General features: G+C 61.7%; 21 protein-coding genes, 3 tRNA genes and 1 pseudogene. 8 read left to right on the top strand and 17 right to left on the bottom strand.

The features are described from left to right. The first annotated feature begins 248 nt into the window (after positions 1-248). From G6N35_RS24275 to G6N35_RS24265, 3 genes are read left to right on the top strand one after another with little or no spacing between them, the layout of a single operon-like run. Positions 249-1,541: a lipopolysaccharide biosynthesis protein gene (locus G6N35_RS24275; RefSeq protein WP_163806855.1), complete on the top strand. Its 1,293-nt coding sequence runs from the start codon at positions 249-251 to the stop codon at positions 1,539-1,541. Next, positions 1,534-2,841, top strand: coding sequence for a hypothetical protein (locus tag G6N35_RS24270; protein ID WP_220098526.1), 1,308 nt, complete (start codon positions 1,534-1,536; stop codon positions 2,839-2,841). Before G6N35_RS24275 ends, G6N35_RS24270 begins: the two co-directional genes overlap by 8 nt. Further along, a complete protein-coding gene (locus G6N35_RS24265) occupies positions 2,819-3,610 on the top strand; it encodes a glycosyltransferase family 2 protein (protein WP_163806851.1) in 792 nt (263 codons plus the stop codon). The genes G6N35_RS24270 and G6N35_RS24265 overlap by 23 nt, the downstream gene beginning before the upstream one ends. Before the next feature lie 61 nt (positions 3,611-3,671). Here the strand turns inward: G6N35_RS24265 and G6N35_RS24260 are convergent, their stop codons facing one another. From G6N35_RS24260 to G6N35_RS24250, 3 genes are all read right to left on the bottom strand, one after another. Beyond that, positions 3,672-4,382, bottom strand: a complete 711-nt coding sequence (locus tag G6N35_RS24260) for an FkbM family methyltransferase (RefSeq protein ID WP_163806849.1) — start codon at positions 4,380-4,382, stop codon at positions 3,672-3,674. Positions 4,383-4,495: 113 nt separating this feature from the next. Continuing rightward, on the bottom strand, positions 4,496-5,323 hold the full coding sequence (locus G6N35_RS24255; protein WP_197748441.1) for an FkbM family methyltransferase: 828 nt from the start codon (positions 5,321-5,323) through the stop codon (positions 4,496-4,498). 251 nt (positions 5,324-5,574) lie between these two features. Next, positions 5,575-7,065: a DUF8728 domain-containing protein gene (locus tag G6N35_RS24250; protein ID WP_163806846.1), complete on the bottom strand. Its 1,491-nt coding sequence runs from the start codon at positions 7,063-7,065 to the stop codon at positions 5,575-5,577. 594 nt (positions 7,066-7,659) lie between these two features. On the opposite strand from G6N35_RS24250, the gene G6N35_RS24245 reads away from it, so the two are divergent. Then, positions 7,660-9,174, top strand: a complete 1,515-nt coding sequence (locus G6N35_RS24245) for a sugar transferase (protein ID WP_163806844.1) — start codon at positions 7,660-7,662, stop codon at positions 9,172-9,174. Positions 9,175-9,178: 4 nt separating this feature from the next. On the opposite strand, the gene G6N35_RS24240 is transcribed toward G6N35_RS24245, so the two are convergent. From G6N35_RS24240 to G6N35_RS24185, 12 genes are all read right to left on the bottom strand, one after another. After that, the gene (locus G6N35_RS24240) at positions 9,179-9,700 is read right to left on the bottom strand and encodes an arsenate reductase/protein-tyrosine-phosphatase family protein (protein WP_163806842.1); all 522 of its coding nucleotides are present in this window, start codon (positions 9,698-9,700) and stop codon (positions 9,179-9,181) included. A gap of 69 nt (positions 9,701-9,769) precedes the next feature. Next, complete coding sequence (rplA, locus tag G6N35_RS24235; protein ID WP_163806840.1) at positions 9,770-10,480, bottom strand: 50S ribosomal protein L1; 711 nt, start codon at positions 10,478-10,480, stop codon at positions 9,770-9,772. Between the two features lie 111 nt (positions 10,481-10,591). After that, positions 10,592-11,020, bottom strand: coding sequence for a 50S ribosomal protein L11 (gene rplK / locus G6N35_RS24230; RefSeq protein ID WP_163806838.1), 429 nt, complete (start codon positions 11,018-11,020; stop codon positions 10,592-10,594). Positions 11,021-11,074: 54 nt separating this feature from the next. After that, a complete protein-coding gene (gene nusG / locus G6N35_RS24225; protein WP_163806836.1) occupies positions 11,075-11,857 on the bottom strand; it encodes a transcription termination/antitermination protein NusG in 783 nt (260 codons plus the stop codon). A gap of 30 nt (positions 11,858-11,887) precedes the next feature. Next, positions 11,888-12,304: a preprotein translocase subunit SecE gene (gene secE, locus G6N35_RS24220; RefSeq protein WP_163806834.1), complete on the bottom strand. Its 417-nt coding sequence runs from the start codon at positions 12,302-12,304 to the stop codon at positions 11,888-11,890. A gap of 90 nt (positions 12,305-12,394) precedes the next feature. Then, positions 12,395-12,467, bottom strand: a tRNA-Trp gene (locus tag G6N35_RS24215). A gap of 119 nt (positions 12,468-12,586) precedes the next feature. After that, a complete protein-coding gene (gene hadC, locus G6N35_RS24210; protein ID WP_163806831.1) occupies positions 12,587-13,114 on the bottom strand; it encodes a (3R)-hydroxyacyl-ACP dehydratase subunit HadC in 528 nt (175 codons plus the stop codon). Positions 13,115-13,117: 3 nt separating this feature from the next. Continuing rightward, a complete protein-coding gene (hadB, locus tag G6N35_RS24205; RefSeq protein WP_163806829.1) occupies positions 13,118-13,546 on the bottom strand; it encodes a (3R)-hydroxyacyl-ACP dehydratase subunit HadB in 429 nt (142 codons plus the stop codon). Then, positions 13,533-14,012, bottom strand: coding sequence for a (3R)-hydroxyacyl-ACP dehydratase subunit HadA (gene hadA, locus G6N35_RS24200; RefSeq protein WP_163806827.1), 480 nt, complete (start codon positions 14,010-14,012; stop codon positions 13,533-13,535). Before hadA ends, hadB begins: the two co-directional genes overlap by 14 nt. 53 nt (positions 14,013-14,065) lie before the next feature. Continuing rightward, positions 14,066-14,233, bottom strand: coding sequence for a 50S ribosomal protein L33 (gene rpmG / locus G6N35_RS24195; protein WP_090360058.1), 168 nt, complete (start codon positions 14,231-14,233; stop codon positions 14,066-14,068). A gap of 39 nt (positions 14,234-14,272) precedes the next feature. Then, positions 14,273-14,346 (bottom strand) — tRNA-Met (locus tag G6N35_RS24190). A gap of 38 nt (positions 14,347-14,384) precedes the next feature. Further along, positions 14,385-14,457 (bottom strand) — tRNA-Thr (locus G6N35_RS24185). A gap of 130 nt (positions 14,458-14,587) precedes the next feature. Here G6N35_RS24185 and G6N35_RS24180 point away from each other — a divergent pair. Beyond that, entirely contained in the window at positions 14,588-15,304 is a 717-nt protein-coding gene (locus G6N35_RS24180; protein WP_163806825.1) for an MBL fold metallo-hydrolase, read from the top strand. A 16-nt stretch (positions 15,305-15,320) separates the two neighbouring features. Here the strand turns inward: G6N35_RS24180 and G6N35_RS24175 are convergent, their stop codons facing one another. Next, positions 15,321-16,652 (bottom strand): PE-PPE domain-containing protein, encoded by a 1,332-nt coding sequence (locus G6N35_RS24175; RefSeq protein WP_163806823.1) that lies wholly within the window; start codon positions 16,650-16,652, stop codon positions 15,321-15,323. A 167-nt stretch (positions 16,653-16,819) separates the two neighbouring features. Here G6N35_RS24175 and G6N35_RS24170 point away from each other — a divergent pair, with 167 nt between their 5' ends. Both G6N35_RS24170 and G6N35_RS24165 read left to right on the top strand, forming a co-directional pair. Continuing rightward, positions 16,820-17,518 (top strand): crotonase/enoyl-CoA hydratase family protein, encoded by a 699-nt coding sequence (locus G6N35_RS24170; protein WP_163806821.1) that lies wholly within the window; start codon positions 16,820-16,822, stop codon positions 17,516-17,518. A 3-nt stretch (positions 17,519-17,521) separates the two neighbouring features. Beyond that, on the top strand, positions 17,522-18,112 hold the full coding sequence (locus G6N35_RS24165) for a TetR/AcrR family transcriptional regulator (RefSeq protein WP_163806820.1): 591 nt from the start codon (positions 17,522-17,524) through the stop codon (positions 18,110-18,112). On the opposite strand, the gene G6N35_RS24160 is transcribed toward G6N35_RS24165, so the two are convergent. Next, entirely contained in the window at positions 18,109-18,339 is a 231-nt protein-coding gene (locus tag G6N35_RS24160; RefSeq protein ID WP_163806818.1) for a deoxyribodipyrimidine photolyase, read from the bottom strand. The genes G6N35_RS24165 and G6N35_RS24160 overlap by 4 nt on opposite strands. A 107-nt stretch (positions 18,340-18,446) precedes the next feature. Here G6N35_RS24160 and G6N35_RS24155 point away from each other — a divergent pair. Beyond that, a pseudogene (locus tag G6N35_RS24155) lies at positions 18,447-19,184 on the top strand (glucose 1-dehydrogenase). The last annotated feature ends 64 nt before the right edge of the window (positions 19,185-19,248 follow it).

Raw genomic sequence — 19,248 nt, 5'->3', positions numbered from 1 at the left:
CAATCTTCATCGCTACTAATCCCCCCGTACGGTGTTAACGCTGAAAGCAGATGTTAGCGGCTCCATACACGCCCGCGGAGAATGTCGCGCGTACGCTATCCCGAATGAACGTACGCGGGCCCCACTCGACAGCATGCTGAAGGCATTGTTGGAGATATGCGGCATCCCGCGAATATCTGCTCCACCGTCCTCGGGGTGCTGAGGCGAGTGTCCCCACGCGCCCCACGATGACTGGACAGCAACGCGGGGTGGTCCGCGAACTTCTCTCGGGCATGTCCGCGCGTTTGATAGTCCTCCCCGTCGCGGCAGTCGCAACGATCTTCACGACGCGGCTGATCAACGCCGCGCTGGGGCCGCAGACATTCGCTGTCTACTCGCTTGTGGCGGGGCTTCCACTCCTGTTCCCCGTCGCAGACCTCGGACTGGGCGCCGCTATCACGAATGCCGCATCTGTCGCGGAGACAGACCCAGGTCGTTTCCACTCGATACTTCGGCGGAGCCTAGCGATCTCGTTCGTCGTCGCCTTCCTCATCGCGGCTACCTCTGTCTTTCTCGGCGCTTCTGGCCTCTGGCCCCGTCTCCTCGGGCTTTCCGACCCGAGCCTCAACGCTCCGATCAGCATTGCGATGGCTATCTTCGGGTTCTCGGTGCCCGGCGGCCTAGGCACAAAAATCCTCCTCGGCGTCGGTCGATACGTACACGGAGTCATCATTCAGGGACTGACGCCCGTCTTTTCGCTCGGCGTCATCGGGGCGGCTTTGGGTTTCGGCGCGCAAACCGCGGGTGTCGTCGCTGTTTCGTCGCTCGGTGTCTTCTTGACCAACTGGATTGGATTCCTGTTTGCCGCCATCTCCATGCCAGGCGCGCCGGCCGGTTACCATCGAGGTGCACAACGTGGGGTGTTGGGTGAAGTGATCCGGACGGCAACGCCGATGATCGCAATGACGGCAGGGGGCGCCGTGGTTTATCAGAGCGGTCGCTTGGTGCTGTCCCATGTGTCGACGCTCCAGCAGGTTGCCGTGTATTCGGCTCTGTGGACATTCTTCCAGCCACTAATGTCAGTAGTCGTCACTGCGGGCCTAGCGCTCTGGCCTCGGTTCGCTGCGGCACGTTCCATGGGCCGCCCAGTCCGCAATGAATTTCAGCTAGCCACATTGGCAAGTGCCGCAATCGGGCTGTTTGCGGGCATCGGACTAACCGTCCTCGGGCCATTTGCCGTGGACATCGCGACCGCCGGTAAGGTCGTGGTCACCTACTCACAGTGCGCAATTCTCGGTGCGACACTTACTGTTCTTGCGATGATGCTACCGGCGGGAATGATATTGACTTTCCCGCGCGGTTTATGGTTGCAAGCCGGAGCCGCATGGGTCGCATCCGTCATCGTTATAGTCGTCGGATTAGCGGGTTCCGGCAGATACGGGGCTACCGCTCCATTAGTAGGCATCTTCACCGCAATTGCTATCGGCGAAGCAATCCCCATAATGGTCGCTGCAAACGTTTCCTTGCGTCGCCCGGAACGAAGTCGTGCAAGTCATGCCTAGTCTGCAGCGCTCCGCCTCAACCAGCACCGTACCAACACAACCGGGGCGTATCGCGATCGACAAGCTAGTCGCGAGCGCCTTGGCGATGCTTTTCGCGGTGCCATCCGGCGTCTCCACCAGCATGAGCTTGGGCGGTGCAATAGCACTGCTGCTCGCTCCGGTCACTTTCCCCCCACTCTGGCGCAACACCCGCGGTCGATGGCTCATCGTGGCCCTCGTTGCGCTAGTGCCTTCCGGGTGGCTTGTAGCTCAGGGTTCGCTGCTTCAAGACCAAGGACGCACGTTCAGTGCAAAGTTCTTTCTATTCGAGGCCGCATTGCCGGTCGGGTTGACTGCGAGCGTGATCGGAGCCTATTGGTGCATAACGAAACTCGGGCTTCAACGTTCCCTGGTGTTGTTCTTTGCGGGCCTCCTCATAGCGGCGCCCGTGTTCTACGAGAGACTGCAAGATAACGCGTGGAAGTACGGCCTAGCGCTACCGGTTTCGATGCTGGTGATTCTCTTCCTCGCGCGCAGTCGCCCCTTGCTAGTACTTGTGATCACGCCGCTACTCGCCGCAGTGTCAATTGCGAGCGACTTCCGAGCCTGGATAGCCTTTCTTGCGATCGCCGCTATGTTAGCCGTCCTGGCAGGAAGCCAGCGAAAACGACCGTCAGCATCGCGGATTGCCTCATTCGGGCTCATTACGGTCTTTGCAAGCACGATCGTTGCGTGGCTCATCACGCAGGCGGCTACCGCGGGCATGCTCGGTGCTTACCTCGAGCAACGCACGCGCGAGCAACTTGAGGGTTCCGGCGGAAATCTGATCCTAGGCGGGCGCCCGGAGTGGGGCGCCGCAATTGCACTGTGGCGACAGAATCCCCTTGGTATGGGAATCGGCGTTACGCCGTCCTCAGATGACTATTGGCTTGCAGTCCGCAGCATGCCGTTCAGCACGCGAGCACAGCAGGACATCAGCACCGTAGCGGCATCATTCCAGCAGGGCTTGATCAATTTTCACTCAACGTTTTGGACATTCTGGGGTGTATATGGTGCAGCAGGTGTTCTCTTCGCCGTTCTTACGCTCGCATATACGTCACATGCAGCGATGGTGGCAAGCGCGACGCTAAAATCAGTCGGTTTACGCGCTGCCGTAATTCTCCTTATGTTGTCGACCATCTGGGACGTCCTCTTCAGTCCGATGGTCGTTCCCCATTTAGCCATCGCAATTGCTGCAGCATTGCACATACTTCAAGAACTTAAACGTCCCGCCGAAATCCGAACGAAGGATCCTGTAGATGAGAACACTTCCCCTCATTAGCGTCATCACGATCACGCTGAATGACCTGGATGGCCTCGTTTACACTGTGAATACAGTCGAAAATCAGACATATTCCAACTACGAACACATCGTCATCGACGGCCTTTCCAGCGACGGAACCGTGGATTTCTGCGCGGATGCGGAGCAGCGACTTTCCCGATTTTCCTATGTATCTGAGAAAGACCGCGGGATCTTCGATGCAATGAACAAAGGAGCGAGGAAGGCACAAGGAGACCTTCTAGTTTTCATAAACTCGAGCGATGGCTTTACACACCCATCTGTACTTGATTTTGTGGCAAACAGATGGTCCGAATCCGAAGACTGGCAATGGGGTTACGGAGCTATGCGCTTCACCGACGCGAATCGGATGCCGTTCTCCGGGACAGTGCAAGCCCCCTTCGATCGCCGAAAATTTGAATTCGGCCGACAGTACATCCCACATCCGGCAAGTTACGTAAGCCGGCGCCTGTTTCTGGAGACCGGGGGGTTTGACGAATCGTTCGGAACGGCGGCAGATCAAGAGTTCTTCGTACGAATATGTCGCACACATGCTCCGGCAGTATGGATAGAGTTCCTCGCAGATTTTATGGCTGGAGGAGTCCACAGCACAGAATCAATTTGGCATACAAGGACTCTCTGGCATTTGATGCGCGTAAAAAACGGAGCAGCTATCGGGAGCAACCGATACGTTGACCGAGTAGCTTCAGCAGCTCACGCATCTGCCGAACACTTGGCGAGCGCCGCACGAAAGCAACTACGCCGAATCTGACAGTCTTCTGCGAACGTACGAGATTGAGGGCTACATACGCCGGGCCACTTTCGCGCACGATCTACATCGCAAAAAACACGGCGTCGACTTGCAACGTCTGACCCGACTTCGGATCGTCGAATATGGGATCAACTCTCACCAGGGTCATCCCTAGACTCTCTGCGCGGTCAAACCCTTCCCGGTATGTCATCGCCCCGGCGTAAAGAGGTACCAGGGACAACTCGAGTTGCATTCCCACAATCACGCCACCTGCAAACAGGTCAGTGGCGCCATCAAGCACTGCATGCTCGTAGCCTTGGACATCAACTTTTAAGAAGCTTCTGTTCGGCATCGTCTCGGGCCGCAGCAGTCGATCCAGCCTATCTTGGTTCACCTTCTCGACGCCCACATAGCGGACATGCGGAGCGGCCTCCAAGCAGCTATCCAGCATAGGCAACACAGAGCTGGATGCCCCGTTATTGCCGGCCACATTGATCGTTATCTCGCGCTTTTCATCCCCGACCGCGTACTGCATGGCTTCCCAATGCCCGTCGGCAGATGCTTTCTCTCGAAGCGAATTGAACGGCTCGTTCAGCGGCTCGAACGAAACGATGCGCCCACCATAACCATATGCGCGAATCTCGCTTGCAAAACCTCCGTCGTTAGCGCCGACATCGATTACGCAATCAACACCGAAGTGCTTGAGCAATCTAACCGTTTGCCTAGACGGCGGCCGCTTAATGTCGTACCCGAGGCGGTGCAGGGTGTGCCATATCCGCGATCGAACATCCATCTGCCGTGCTCCTTTCCACTCTCAATACCGGCATATACAGCTGATCGAACGCCTAGCTTTGCAATACGCGTTCAGTCGCTGCCGGGGACGCCCTCCTTGGGCTCTCGCCAGCTTCACAGTCCGTTCAACACGTACCAATCATCGAATGCCGATACTTCCTGGGACACTCTCGAATATCCATTAGCTGTCAGCAGTTCGAAAATTTTATGCCGCATGGGGGTGTAGTTGTGCTCACAAGTTATGACGCGAAATTTGTATCTCGAGAAATCGAATCCCTTAAGGATATCAAATTCACTTCCCTCGGTATCGATCGAAAGATAATCGATAACCTCAGGGGCGTTGTGCTCCTCGAGGAGATCCAGCAGCGAAATTGTATTGACTGAGTATTCCGAACCTGTCCGCCGTATCTCAACATGAGAATCTGTTCCACTATAACTACTCACCGTCGAATATTCGGCAGAACTAACTTCATTGAACACAAGTGACGAACCGGAGGTCGTCCAAACACAGCGTGTGTCGATGATGGCACTCCGGTTACGCGTCAAATCCGCGTGCCAACACCTCGCAGGTTCCGCAAGTATCCCAGACCATCCAAACTCCTTCTCGAGCAGGTGCGTATTGGACAGGTTGACACCGTTCGTGGCACCAAATTCAACGAAGAATCCGCTCGACTTGAAACCTAATTTTGACAAGACAAAAAGATCCTGCCTCAACTGTGCTTTTGAATGAACGAGATGATCTAGTGCCTTTTGCAGCAATTCCGGTTCCGAAATTGTGCGCAGGAAAGCAAGGTCATTTGACGCGCCTATCTGAGCGAGCTCCCCTGATCTGAGCCTCTCCAATGTCGAGTACCGTGTGATGCCAATGCCAAAGGATCTGAATAGCGATTTCAGCCAGGATTTCAGCAATTGAGGTGCAGGACCCCTTCTGACCGTATTCATTGGTTCGACACTCTCACTCGGATATGGATATTGCGTACAAAAGCCGGCGGACGACTGATCGCGCCATATTCCGGTTGGCGTGCAGTCGGTGTCGGTACCTGTGCCAGCCCCTCGCCATCCCGATCTTCCTGCGATTGGACCAAGGGATCAGGATGACCGTAGCGCAACGACCGCGGCAATCGACGATGCTGCGACACTATCCCGTGGCAGTGGTGCAAAGCTAAGCAAGCCAAACCTCGTCTACCCATCACTCAGTCGCCAAGATCTTGTGACGGGATCTTCCAAATCACCAGCACTGTCTCCGTTGATCCTTCGTAGTAAGGGCGTGACCGATAGACTTCTTCGGACCGTCTGAGTTGGAGTTCGCCGCCGGGACGGTCGTACAGATGGCTGTATGACCTGAACGTGTAGGTCACGTAGTTGCCTGTGGTTACGTCTGGATCGTCCACGAAAGCATGCTGGACGAGATACCCGACACCGCTATTGCGCAGGAATGCGCGAAATTGGCCACGCTTGAGGAACTCCTGATATGCGAAGCTGTTCACCAGTCCGTCGAGATTCACTACGGGTCGGTCGCTATAAAACCCCATGTTGCCGGCATCCTTCATGGCGATGACGGCGTTGACGGGTAGGTTCGCCTTGACCCATTGTGATGCCTGATACGACGTCACCTTCCAGGAGCGCGATAGGTCTGGACGCCAATCCTGTTGCAGGACAACGAGAGGCGCGGCAATCGCCAGAATGGTGATCATTGCCCCAATCGCCAAACGCTGCAGAACTGGAGCGAAGAATGGAGCGATCTTGGCGCAAAGGTAGGGCAGGAGAAGGCATACCGCGAATCGCTCCAGGACGAAGTGCCATGAAAACACCGCCCACTTCATGAACAGCAACGCATATCCCACGTGCAGCAGGACTCCCAGGGACATAGCGCACGCTGGTAAACGCAGCGGCCCATTTTCACCTCCTGGCCAATGCCCAAGCTCCCAGAGCAAGCAGGCAGCACTAAGAATTACTGATAGCAGCAACAACGCCCGTGTGTCTGGCGTCAGGCTAAATTCTGATAAGTGGAATCCCGGTCGAGGGAAGCTTGTCTTGAGCGCCCCACTGATCGGCATGAAGTGTCCGTAAACGATGTAATTTACTGTCAGGTAAGGAATTACGACAGCGGCACATGCCAACCCGATCCATACGGCCTTGGCAAGGCGAATGCGTATTCGGGCGTCCTCCGTCTCCCCTGTCATCAGAACGAACACCCCGAACAGCCCGACAATCCAAAAAATGCTGTCCAACCGCGCGAGCAGTACGCCTCCAAGCAGAAGACCAAAGGTAAGGCAGGCTCGCGTACTCCATCCGTCCACGCCACCATTGCGGGCCTGGAAGTGGACCACCATCGCCGCAAGGAAGACCAGCAAAGCTGACTCCATACCGTCTCGAACCATGAGGAAGACAGTCGTCAAGAAGAGCAGTGTGCCCAATCGGCGCAGCAGTTGATTGTCGAGGAATAGCAGCGTGCGGTTGAACATCATCAAGGCGGCCAGGAGGAGGATTCCCTGGAAGACGAGGACGGCCCTCGCGAACTGTTCTGCTTGGTCGCGGAACGGCAGAGTTTCTTGCATCAACGCAATCAGCACCTGCCAGAACGGCTGGAATCCGTTTGTCGGGTTACGTCCGTCAAATGTCACGCCCTGGCCGGCGACGTAATTGTGGGCGATTTGAAAGTAATAGGCGGCATCATCAGGCACCCGGCTCGCTAGGTTCAGCCACGGGCGAAACGGCGAGATAGCGATGCAATAGACCACACATGCCCCGACTAGAGCGGCGAACAATTGGCCTGCTAGTCGTCTCACCGCGGGTCGATGGACCCTGTATCTGCTGTGCAGCATGCGGGACGCGCTCCTCCCCCGAGTACTCCCGTTGGCCTAGGCAGCCGGCCTATGCCGCCGCGGCTCTTCATCTCGTTCATCTTGACGAGAGATTTCACATGAGGCGAGTTTAGGGGTGGCGCAACCCCGTTCGTCGGCTTGGATCAAAATCCCTGAGTCATCCGCCGCGTTCCCGCGGCGCCGCCGAGTCGTGGGTTCTTAGCGAAGATTCCCAAGATTCTGCAGGCTGGCCGGTAAGGCGTGGGCAGAGCAGTCTTCTGGGTTAGCCACAATAGAGAGCGCGGCGCTCAGATTAGGAGACGCTTCTTCATCGTCGTCATCGGGCGGCCGTCATTCGCAGTCCGCTGGTGAAGGATTTTGCCCAGGATCGCTTTTCGCTGTGAACGCAGACACGAGAGCGACTATCATCATCCCAGCTCCATTGGGGGAACAGAGCGGGTCTCGGGGGAAGACATGACGGCCATCGGCGAGCCTTTTAGGCAGCCAACTACCAGCGTGGTGGCGCCACCGCGAACGGCGGGTTGGCAGGAGACGTACGCCAAGGCCTTGGTCGCGGTTGATTTCGTGGCCGTCGTCCTGGCGGTGGCCCTTGCGCAGTGGCTGCGCTTCGGTGGACCACTCACGATCGCACGTCCCCGCGGGCGCTCGGCCAACTGGGCCATCTATTTCTCGAACTACCTGGTGGTGTCGCTGCTCATCGTCATCGGCTGGATGCTGGTCCTGTCGATCAATCGATCTCGGGCGCCCGGCATCGTCGGCTCCGGGGTCGAGGAGTACCGCCGGGTGTGCGTCAGCACTGCGGCGACCTTCGGCAGCATCGCCATCATCTCGATGGCTTTCAAGCTGGAAATTGCCCGCGGTTACCTCCTGATCGCCCTGCCGAGCGGCATCGTGCTGCTGCTCCTGTTCCGCTGGCTGGCCCGGCACGTCGTGCTCGAAGCACGGAAGAAGTCCGGCCGTTGCGTCACCCGGATTCTGGTCGTCGGAAGCCAGTCGGCCGTCCGCGATCTCGCCAGGTCCCTCACCACAGGCAGTGGATCCGAATACGAGGTCGTCGGAGCGTGCATTCCCGGCCGCCCTATGCGGACTCAGCTCGACATCGCAGGAGTCGGCACCATCCCGACCTTCGGTGATGAGTCAGACATCGTCGCGGCCGCGGTCGAATCCAACAGCTTCGCCGTCGCCGTCACCGCATCCGAGTATCTCGACGGCCGCGCGTTACGCGAACTGTCCTGGGAATTGGACGGCCTCAACATCGACATGTTCGTCGCCCCCGGCGTCATCGACGTCGCCGGGCCACGACTGCAGATGCGCCCGATCGCCGGCATGTCCCTCATCCACGTCGAAAAGCCCACCTACCACGGCGCCAAGCAGTTCGAGAAGCGGCTCTTCGACGTGATGTTCTCCAGCCTCGTCCTGATCTGCGGGCTGCCGATCTTGGTCCTCATCGCTCTCGCGATCAAGCTGACCAGCCCCGGTCCGGTCTTCTACCGGCAGGAGCGCATCGGAGCCGACGGCCGCCCGTTCCGCATGATCAAGTTCCGCACCATGGTCGACGGCGCCGACAAGATGCTCGGTGGGCTCGTCGCGCTCAATGACAGCCCCGGCGGGGTCCTGTTCAAGATGCACAGCGACCCGCGGGTCACACCGGTCGGTCGCATCCTGCGCAAGTACAGCCTCGACGAGCTCCCTCAGTTCATCAACGTGCTCAAACGGGATATGAGCGTCGTCGGCCCGCGGCCGCCGCTGGCTCGCGAGGTCGCAACCTACGACGATTGCACCCGGCGCCGCCTTCTGGTCCGTCCCGGCATCACCGGTCTGTGGCAGGTCAGCGGACGCTCCGACCTCAACTGGGAAGACTCCGTCCGGCTGGACCTCTTCTACGTCGAAAACTGGTCCATGATCTCCGACCTGTTGATCGCGGTGAAGACGGTCAAGGCCATCGTCAGCCCGGTCGGCGCCTACTAAGCCCTCACCCTGCCCGTCGGCACAACTCCAGAATCGGCGGCAGCAGGTCGGCGATCCTCGCACCGACGGTGTCGAAGACGTCGGAACTTCGGCCGATGGGATCGGTCACGTCCCACCACGTGTCCGCGGCGACCTGCGGCCGCAAGGCCGCCAGATCGGTGATGCTCTCGGGCGCATGGTCAGTGACCAGCCTGGCCGCCTGTGGGAGAGTAAAGGTCCGGCGCAGCTGAGCCGGAGCAGCTTCGAGTACCGCATTGCTGTGCGCACGCGACATCGTCAGGATCAGGTCGGCACCGGAGGCGATGCGTTTCGACAACCGCCGGGCACTGAAATTCGAGGCATCTCCCCCACGGCTTTCGATCACCCGCACCGATTCTGGATGAATCGGATGACCGACCAGCGCCCGCGTCCCCGCACTCGATGCCGTCACGTTCGGCACCCCCATCTGCTGTGCGAACAACACCGCGAGCCGCTCCCCGATCGGTGACCGGCAGATGTTCCCCGTGCAGACGAACAGAATGTGCATAGCGTCGACCTCCTCCCCAAACGACGAATGGCCACCTACCGCAGTAGATGGCCACTCGATCGAAGAGCTCTAGCCCTCTTCGGTGAAGTTACGCGTAACGGCGGGATCCACCGGGATACCCGGGCCCGTGGTCGTCGACACGGTGACCTTCTTCAGGTAGCGCCCCTTCGAGGAGGACGGCTTGGCACGCAGCACCTCGTCGAGCGCGGCACCGTAGTTCTCCACCAGCTTCTTCTCGTCGAACGAGGCCTTGCCGATGATGAAGTGCAGGTTGGCCTGCTTGTCGACGCGGAAGTTGATCTTGCCGCCCTTGATGTCCTGCACAGCCTTGGCCACATCCGGGGTGACGGTGCCGGTCTTGGGGTTCGGCATCAGACCGCGCGGGCCCAGCACGCGGGCGATGCGACCCACCTTGGCCATCTGGTCAGGCGTGGCGATCGCGGCGTCGAAGTCCAGGAAACCGCCCTGGATCTTCTCGATCAGGTCGTCGCTGCCGACCACGTCGGCGCCGGCGGCCAGTGCGGCTTCAGCCTTCTCGCCCACCGCGAACACGGCGACCCGAGCGGTCTTACCGGTGCCGTGCGGCAGGTTGACGGTGCCGCGCACCATCTGGTCGGCCTTGCGGGGGTCGACGCCCAGGCGGATCGCCACCTCGACGGTCGCATCCTGCTTCTTCGACGAGGTCTCCTTGGCGAGCTTGGTCGCCTCGAGCGGGCTGTAGAGCCGGGTCTTGTCGACCTTCTCGGCGGCTTCCTTGTATGCCTTGCTTGTCTTGCTCATTGTTCTTCTCCTAGTTGAGAGTTGTGGTCTTCGATGATTGCTCTTCGCGCGAGCGCTCATCGCCGGGCCGAAGCGGGCCCTCCCACGTTCGGCGCTTCGCGCGCCGAAGTCTTATTCGACCGTGATGCCCATCGAGCGGGCGGTGCCGGCGATGATCTTGGCGGCAGCGTCGATGTCGTTGGCGTTGAGGTCGGCCTTCTTGGTCTCGGCGATCTCGCGCACCTGGTCCCAGGTCACCTTGGCGACCTTGGTCTTGTGCGGCTCGGCCGAACCCTTCGGCACACCGGCGGCCTTCAGCAGCAGCCGAGCGGCGGGCGGGGTCTTCAGTTCGAAGGTGAAGCTGCGATCCTCGTAGACGGTGATCTCAACGGGGATGATGTTCCCGCGCTGGTTCTCCGTCGCAGCGTTGTACGCCTTGCAGAACTCCATGATGTTGACGCCGTGCTGGCCGAGCGCAGGGCCGACCGGCGGGGCGGGGTTGGCCTGCCCGGCCTGGATCTGCAGCTTGATCAGCCCGGCGACCTTCTTCTTGGGGGCCATGGGTGTTCGATTTCCTTACTGTGCTTTTTCTTGGTGGGCGCAACCGCCCGATTACTAGATCTTGGCGACCTGGTTGAAGGTCAGTTCGACGGGCGTCTCGCGGCCGAAGATGGACACCAGCACCTTGAGCTTCTGCTGCTCGGCGTTGACCTCGCTGATCGAGGCCGGCAGTGTGGCGAACGGGCCGTCCATGACGGTGACCGACTCGCCGACCTCGAAGTCGACCAGGATCTCCGGACGTTCCAGCGTGGCTTCCGAGGAGGCCGCCGCCGCGGTCGAGGCCGCCTTGCCCGGCTTCTTGGCCGCGCCCTGGGGCAGCAGGAACTTCACCACGTCGTTGAGCGACAGCGCCGTCGGACGCGAAGTGGCGCCGACGAAGCCGGTGACACCCGGGGTGTTGCGCACCGCGGCCCAGGAATCGTCGGTCAACTCCATGCGAACCAGGATGTAGCCCGGCAGCACCTTGCGGTTGACCTGCTTGCGCTGGCCGTTCTTGATCTCGGTGACCTCTTCGGTGGGCACTTCCACCTGGAAGATGTAGTCGCCGACGTCGAGGTTCTGCACGCGGGTCTCGAGGTTGGCCTTCACCTTGTTCTCGTAACCGGCGTACGAGTGGATGACGTACCAGTCGCCCGGCTTGCTGCGCAGCTCGGCCTTGAGCGCGGCGGCCGGGTCGAGCTCCTCTTCGGCCTCGACCGTCTCACCGGCGGCTGGCGTCGCCTCAACGTCAGGCTCGGCCTCCAGCTCAGGCGTCGCCTCCAACTCAGGTGCCGTCTCCTCGTCGATCACATCAACGAGGGCGTCACCCGTGGGCGTATCGCCTTCGGGGGTTGTCACGGTAGTCAGTCCTCTCTCACAACATCCAGGTCAGCCGAATACCAGCAGCACCAGCTTGGCCAGACCCAGGTCCACGCCGCCGATCAAGGCCACCATGAACGCCAGGAACAGCAGCACCACGGTGGTGTAGCTGACCATCTGCTTGCGGTTCGGCCAGATGACCTTGCGCAGCTCGGCAACCACCTGCTTGAGGTAGTTCCACACGAAGAGGAACGGGTTGCGCGACGGTCCGGTCTTGGCCTTCTTCGACTTCTTGGCCTTCTTGGCCTTCGTGTCCTCGACACCGAGTTCCTCGGCGGTCGATTCGGCTTCTTCCGGCTCGGCCAACGCGGTGGCACCGGCGCGCTGCCGGGTCCGCTTGCCGGTGGGACGCTGGGGGCGAACTACGACCTCGCCACCCAGTCCGTCGGCGCCTGCGGCGTCAGCACTGTCGCGCTCGTCGCTCACCGCATGCTCCTTCGTGTCGAGTTCGTCTGGGCTGAGTACCCCCAGCCCGGTGTGCACCCTCCAGTGTCCACCATTACCTATTCAGTTGAGCAGGGGCGACAGGACTTGAACCTGCAACCTGCGGTTTTGGAGACCGCTGCTCTGCCAGTTGAGCTACGCCCCTCTGCTTGGACCCCCACATGATTCGCGCGCTCCCCGTTCGGTCAAACCCGAACCGACGGACAGCGCGCTTACATGGGAAAACCCCGAGGTCCGAGTGTACAACGGCACAACGAGCAGGTGTTAATCCGCGTCGTTGTCGTGACGGACAGGCTTGCGCATGACCTGCCCCGTCTCGGGGTCCCAGCCCGCCGAGATCGAGTTGTCGCCCTCGTGCCCCATCAGTGTGGTGAACGATTCCATCACCACTTCACCGGTCTTCTCGTCGGTCAGCACGTTGCGGGAGGTGACGATGTCGGCGCCGAATCGCTCGACGACCGAGTCGATGTGCATGGTGCCGCGCAGCTCGTCGCCCTCCATGATCGGACGGTGGAACTTGAAGCGCTGGTCCACCTGCACGATCTGCATGGTCTCGAAGCCGATGTCGACGTTCTGGAAGAAGTGCCGCTGGATCATGACCGCCAGGATCGACATGAAGGTCAGCGGGGCCACGAGCCCGTCGTAGCCGAGTTCCTTGGCCGCCTCGGTGTCGATGCTGGCCGGGTCGCTGGCCTTGATCGACTTGGCGTACTGGCGGATCTGCTCGCGGCCGACGGTGAAGGTGTCCGGGTACTCCCAGACCATGCCGCGGATATCAGTCTTGAGTGCCATGCGTCACGCCAGCTTCGCGACGGCCACTGCCCGGCCGAAGATCTTCTTGCCATCGGTGGTGGCGGTCAGCGCGATCTGCACGGTCTTGGACTCGGCGTCGGCCGACTTCACCTTGCCGGTGAAGACGATGTCGGTGCCGGTGCCGTCGTTGGGGACCGGCACGATCGCGGTGAAGCGCACGTTGAACTCGCTGACCGCACCCGGGTCGCCGACCCAGGAGCTGATGTAGCCGCCACCGAGGCCCATGGTCAGCATGCCGTGGGCAATCGCGGTGTCCAGGCCGACCTGCTTGGCGATCTCGTCGTCCCAGTGGATCGGGTTGAGGTCGCCGGAGACGCCGGCGTAGTTGACCAGGTCCGCCCGGGTGAGGGTGATGACCCGCTCTGGCAGCTCTTCGCCGACCTTGACTGAACTGAACTCACGAAGTGCCATCGTTGAAGCCACTCTCTCCGTTTTCCTCGGTTCGCCCCGCCAGGGTGGTGTAGGCCTCCTGGACCACCGTGCCGTCCTGGTTGGTGACGATGTTCTTGGTAACGATGATGTCGGTACCGTGCGCCTGCCGGATCGAGTCGAGGTAGACGTCGCAGTACAGCTTGTCGCCCGCGGTGACGGGCGCGAAGAACTCCAGCTTCTGGTCGATCTGAACGATCTGCCGGTCAGAGATTCCGATGTTGGCGTGCTCGAAGAAGGCCGTCTGGGCGACGTAGCTGAACACGCTGATGAAGGTCAGCGGCGCCGGCAGGGCGTCATAGCCGAGTTCGGCCGCAGACTCCTCGGAGAAGAACGCCGCGTCGTCGTTCTTCACGGCGCGCGCGTACTCGCGGATCTTCTCGCGCTCCACCGCATAGTGATCGGGATAGCGGTAGTGCGTGCCGACCAGAGTCTGGGACAACGCCACGGGCTAGAACCTACCTAGTAACATCCGCCGGCCGCCTCAGCGGCCGGGCGCAATCAGCGCGACTCTTTGTGCGGCTGATGCGCGCCACAGTTCGGGCAGAACTTCTTCAGCTCCAGCCGATCAGGGTCGTTGCGGCGGTTCTTCTTGGTGATGTAGTTACGGTGCTTGCACACCTCGCAGGCCAAAGTGATCTTCGGCCGGACGTCAGTACTGGAGGCCACGGCTGTTGCCCTCTTTCACGCTCTCGTAGTTCGTTCCTGTAGCGGTGGGGAGGCTCGATCTCCCGACCTCACGATTATGAGTCGTGCGCTCTAACCAGCTGAGCTACACCGCCCCGGACGGGCGCGGGCGGAGCCCCGCTCGCGTCCACCGAGCCCCCTAACGGAATCGAACCGTTGACCTTTTCCTTACCATGGAAACGCTCTGCCGACTGAGCTAAGGGGGCCTGACCCTCGGCGTCGGACGAACCGCGCCGGCTGGGCCTTAAAGAGGGTACAGCCTGCAACTCGGCTCAGCCAAACCGCTCGTCGAGGGGCCAAAGCCGCAGCCCCGTCCCAACGCCATAGGCTGAGGTCATGCCATCGACGGACCGGCTGTACTTCCGCCAACTACTCTCCGGCCGAGACTTCGCGCCCGGGGACATGATCGCGCAGCAGATGCGCAACTTCGCCTATCTGATCGGTGACCGCGAGACCGGCGACACCGTCGTCGTCGACCCGGCGTACGCCGCCGGCGACCTGCTCGACGTTCTCGAGGCCGACGGCATGCATCTGTCGGGAGTGTTGGTCACCCACCACCACCCCGACCACGTCGGCGGCACGATGATGGGTTTCACCCTCAAGGGGCTGGCCGAACTGCTCGAGCGGGTCAGCGTCCCGATCCACGTCAACACCCACGAGGCGCTCTGGGTGTCGCGCACCACCGGCATCCCGCTGAGCGAGCTCACCGCTCACGAGCATCGCGACAAGGTGGCCGTCGGCGCCATCGAGATCGAGTTGCTGCACACCCCGGGCCACACCCCGGGCAGCCAGTGCTTCCTGCTCGACGGCCGACTGGTCGCCGGGGACACCTTGTTCCTGGACGGCTGCGGACGTACCGACTTCCCCGGCGGTGACGTCGACGAGATGTTCCGCAGCCTGCAGCAATTGGCAGACTTGCCCGGCGATCCCACAGTGTTCCCCGGCCATTGGTATTCGGCCGAACCCAGCGCCGCACTGTCCGAGGTCAAGCGATCCAATTACGTCTACCGGGTGTCCAGCCTGGAGCAGTGGCGTTCCTTCATGGGCGGCTGACCGAAGCCGAGTCCGCCTACGCGGCGTTGCGCGCGCTGTGGGCCACCGCCGCGTGGTGCCCGGACGAGGGCGCAGCGGTTTCCGCCGCGCCGCCCGAGCCGCTCTTGGTGATCGACGAGGCGCTGAGTGGCTTCTTCGGCGCCGAGGCAGGCCGGGGACCGGCGGCCGCTGAACCGGACCGGATCGAGGCGGCGACACTGGGCGCCGGTGTGACCGACGGCGTCGCGGCCGCACCGACGGGAACCGTTGCACCCGTTTTGATGTCTTCGATCGCCTGGTTGATGCCCTGCCCGACGGCATTGACGAAGTCACTGGCGACCTCGAACGGGTTGACCCGCGGGATCAACCGAAAAGGCACGTAAACACCAGGATTGGTGGTGCGGTCGTAACCGGTGTCGATGAGGACGCGCAGCGCCGGCGAGAGCAGATCGACAATCGGAGTGGTGATCCGGCCGGTGCCGGTCGCTGCGCCGAACAACACCAGTGGCTGCATGATCGGCAGGATCTTGGTCGGGATCGTCACGTACGTCGTGTCGTTGTAGTACTTGAAGTTCTCCGGATGCTGTAGCGGATCCAGTTGTGCCGCAAGCTCGGCGGCGGTGTAACCATCCGGCAGCGCAGTCGGACTGGTCTTGCCGTTGGGCGCGATATAGGTGGTGTGGATGAAGACCAGGCCCATCAGCGCGTTGATCGTCGCCAACGCGTTGAGCGGATATGCCGGGGCATCTCCGACCGGGTCGTACTCGAAGGCGATATCGGTGACCGGGAAGCCTGTTTGGGTCGGGGTCTGGTCGCCTGTTTCGACATCGAGAATCGGGATGTGGCTGACGGGTCCGAGTCGGGTCCAGATGCCACCGTTGGGCCGGTCCGGATTACCGGCGACGACCACCTCCAGTCGGCTCTTGATCGACGGGTCCAGCGTCAGCAGGTTGGTGATCTCGTTGGACACCACGGCCGCGCCCTGCGAGAAGCCGAAGATGACAACGGGGTCGGTGGTCGAACCCAAGGTGTTGATCAGCGCACTGTTGAGATGACCGACGCCAGTCGCCACCGACTTGTCCCATTTGGGGGCGCTAAGGCCGCCGACCAACGGCCACAACGAGGCCGGATAGGGAATACCGGTGAGAGTGCAGCTCGGGGCCGTGCACGTGGTGCCACCGAGGTAGTAGGTCTGAACGTTTGTCTTGAAGTTGGTGACGGCGTCGGCGTCGGGAGTGCCGGTACCGGGCACGATCAGGGCGGTCGTCGCGGCGAGTGTCACCGCCGACGTGAGCACCGAGATGGCGCCGAGAACGATAGCGCTGAACATCGCCGCGAGGACTGCGGCCACCCGCCGGAAATTTCGCATGCGTCAGATTCTCATACCCCCGCGGATTTCGTCCGGTCGGACAACCACATCGGCTACGACGCCGGTTATCCAACTTCACCGGCACGGCCGAGCTGGATTACACCTTGGCAATCGGAACTTTGTTACGTAACGTCGGCGCGAATTGACGCTGCGACGAAGGAGCACCCATGAGCGGGCCGGTGAGCTATCGCAAGGACGACGCGATCGCCGTGATCACACTCGACGACGGCAAAGTCAACGTGCTCAGCCCGAGCACGCTGCAGGAGATCAACACCGCACTGGACCGGGCCGAGGCCGACGGCGCCGGTGCGGTGGTCCTGGCCGGCAGTGAGCGGGTGTTCAGCGGTGGCTTCGACCTCAAGGTCTTCCGCTCCGGCGACGTCAACGCCTCGATCGCGATGCTGCAGGCCGGTTTCAACCTCTCTCATCGTCTGCTGTCGTTCCCCAAGCCGGTGGTGGCCGCGATCACCGGACATGCGATCGCGATGGGTGCCTTCCTCGCGTGCAGCGTCGACCATCGAATTGCCGCCCACAGCTACAACTTTCAGGCCAACGAGGTGGCGATCGGGATGGTGCTGCCCTACCCGGCTCTGGAGATCATGAAGCTGCGGCTCACGCCGTCGGCATACCAACAGGCTGTCGGGCTGGCCAAGGCGTTCTTCGGCGAGACCGCCCAGGCCGGTGGCTGGGTCGACGAGATCGTGCTGCCCGAACAGGTCCTCCCGCGGGCGCTGGAAGCCGCCACGGAGTTCACCACGCTCAACGCCGGCGCACACCTGGCCAGCAAGCTGCGGGCCCGCCAGGACACCTTGGACGCGATGCGGCACGGCATCGAGACCATCCACTCCGAGTTCGGGCTGTCCTAGTAGGTGCCGAGGGTCAAGCAGCGCACCCCAGAGCTGCGCGACCGGGTGCTCGACGTCGCGGTCCGCACGCTCTGCGACGACGGCATGTCGGGGTTCACCACACGCCGGGTCGCCGAGCGTGCCGGAACGTCGGTGCCCGCGGTGTACGAATTGTTCGGCGACAAGGCGGGTCTGCTGCGCGCCGTGTTCTTCGAGGGGTTCCAGAGACTCGGCCGGCAGTTGGTCGAGCTGCCGGACAGCGATGACCCGATGGCCGACCTGCAGGCGGTCATCCCCGTCTTCCGCCAGTTCTGTCTGGACTACCCGCCGCTGGCCCGGGTGATGTTCAGTCGGCCGTTCCAGAATCTCGACCCGAGGCCCGAGGAGGTCGGCACCGCACCGACGGTTCGGGAGATCTTCGTGGGCAAGGTGCAGCGCTGCCTGCACGCCCGCGTGCTGGTCGGCGATCCGGTGGATATCGCACACGTATTGCTCGCCCTGGCACAGGGTTTGGCGGTCCAAGAAGCCGGCCGGTGGCTGGGCACCACGGCCGACTCGGTCAACCGGCGGTGGGACATCGGGATGCGGGCCGTGCTGGCCGGCTTTGCGAGTTAGGACTTCTTGCTGGGAATGACGATGACGACGATCAGCGTCAGGATGCTGAAGAACAGGCCGAGAATTCCCCAGCCCAACGGATTACGCCCCTTGGTCCCTGCGATCACGGCGCAGACGATGGCCGCAATGACGCTGCCGATGGCGACGAAGATGCCTTTGATGCCGCGCAGGATGAACCCGGCTGCCTGGATATTGTCGCTGGCCGCGAGCACGACGGTGTGCAGCATGTGCGCCTCCTGATTGGTCCGGTGCTGGTCGGGGGTTCCCGCTGGCGGCAGGTTTTACACGGTCGATCCCCCGAATCTGCGCTCCCCCGCCCGGTAGCCTGCCGGGCATGGGACGGGTCTCCGGAAAGGTCGCACTCATCAGCGGGGCGGCCCGGGGCATGGGCGCCTCGCATGCCCGGCTGTTGGCCAGCGAGGGCGCGCAGGTGGTGCTCGGCGACGTCCTGGACGACGAGGGTCGAGCTGTCGCCGACGAACTCGGTGCCGCCTGCCGCTACGTCCACCTCGACGTCACCGACGCAGACCACTGGGCAGCGGCCGTCGACACCGCGCTGAGCGCCTTCGGACAGTTGAACGTGTTGGTCAACAACGCCGGGATCGTCTACCGCCGCACCCTGCGCAACCTCGAACCGTAGCGTTGGCAACGCGTGCTCGACGTCAACCTCACCGGCACCATGCTGGGCATCAAGTCGGTGATCACGCCGATGATCGCGGCCGGCGGCGGGTCGATCATCAACATGTCCTCCATCCAGGGTATGCGGGGCACGCCGGGCAATCACGGTTATGTGGCCAGCAAGTGGGCCATTCGGGGTCTGACCAAGTCGGCGGCATTGGAGTTGGCGGCCAACAACATTCGGGTCAACTCACTGCATCCGGGCATGGTCCGGACCCCGATGACCGCGCACATGCCCGAGGACCTCGTGGCAGCTCCGATGGGCCGGATCGCGGATCCGGTCGAGGTGTCGACGTTCGTGGTGTTCCTGGCCAGCGACGAGTCGTCGTTCGCCACCGGCGCGGAGTTCGTGATGGACGGCGGCTTGATCACCGACGTGCCGCATAGGGTGTGAACCGTTCGGCGCAGCGCCATTAGCCGCAACCATTTTCGGGCCTGAACGCACAAGTCGGTGGGGA

Source organism: Mycolicibacterium anyangense (assembly GCF_010731855.1).
Classification (GTDB): domain Bacteria; phylum Actinomycetota; class Actinomycetes; order Mycobacteriales; family Mycobacteriaceae; genus Mycobacterium; species Mycobacterium anyangense.
The sequence above is the reverse complement of the archived record's forward strand: the minus strand, read 5'-3'. Positions and strand labels throughout refer to the sequence as shown.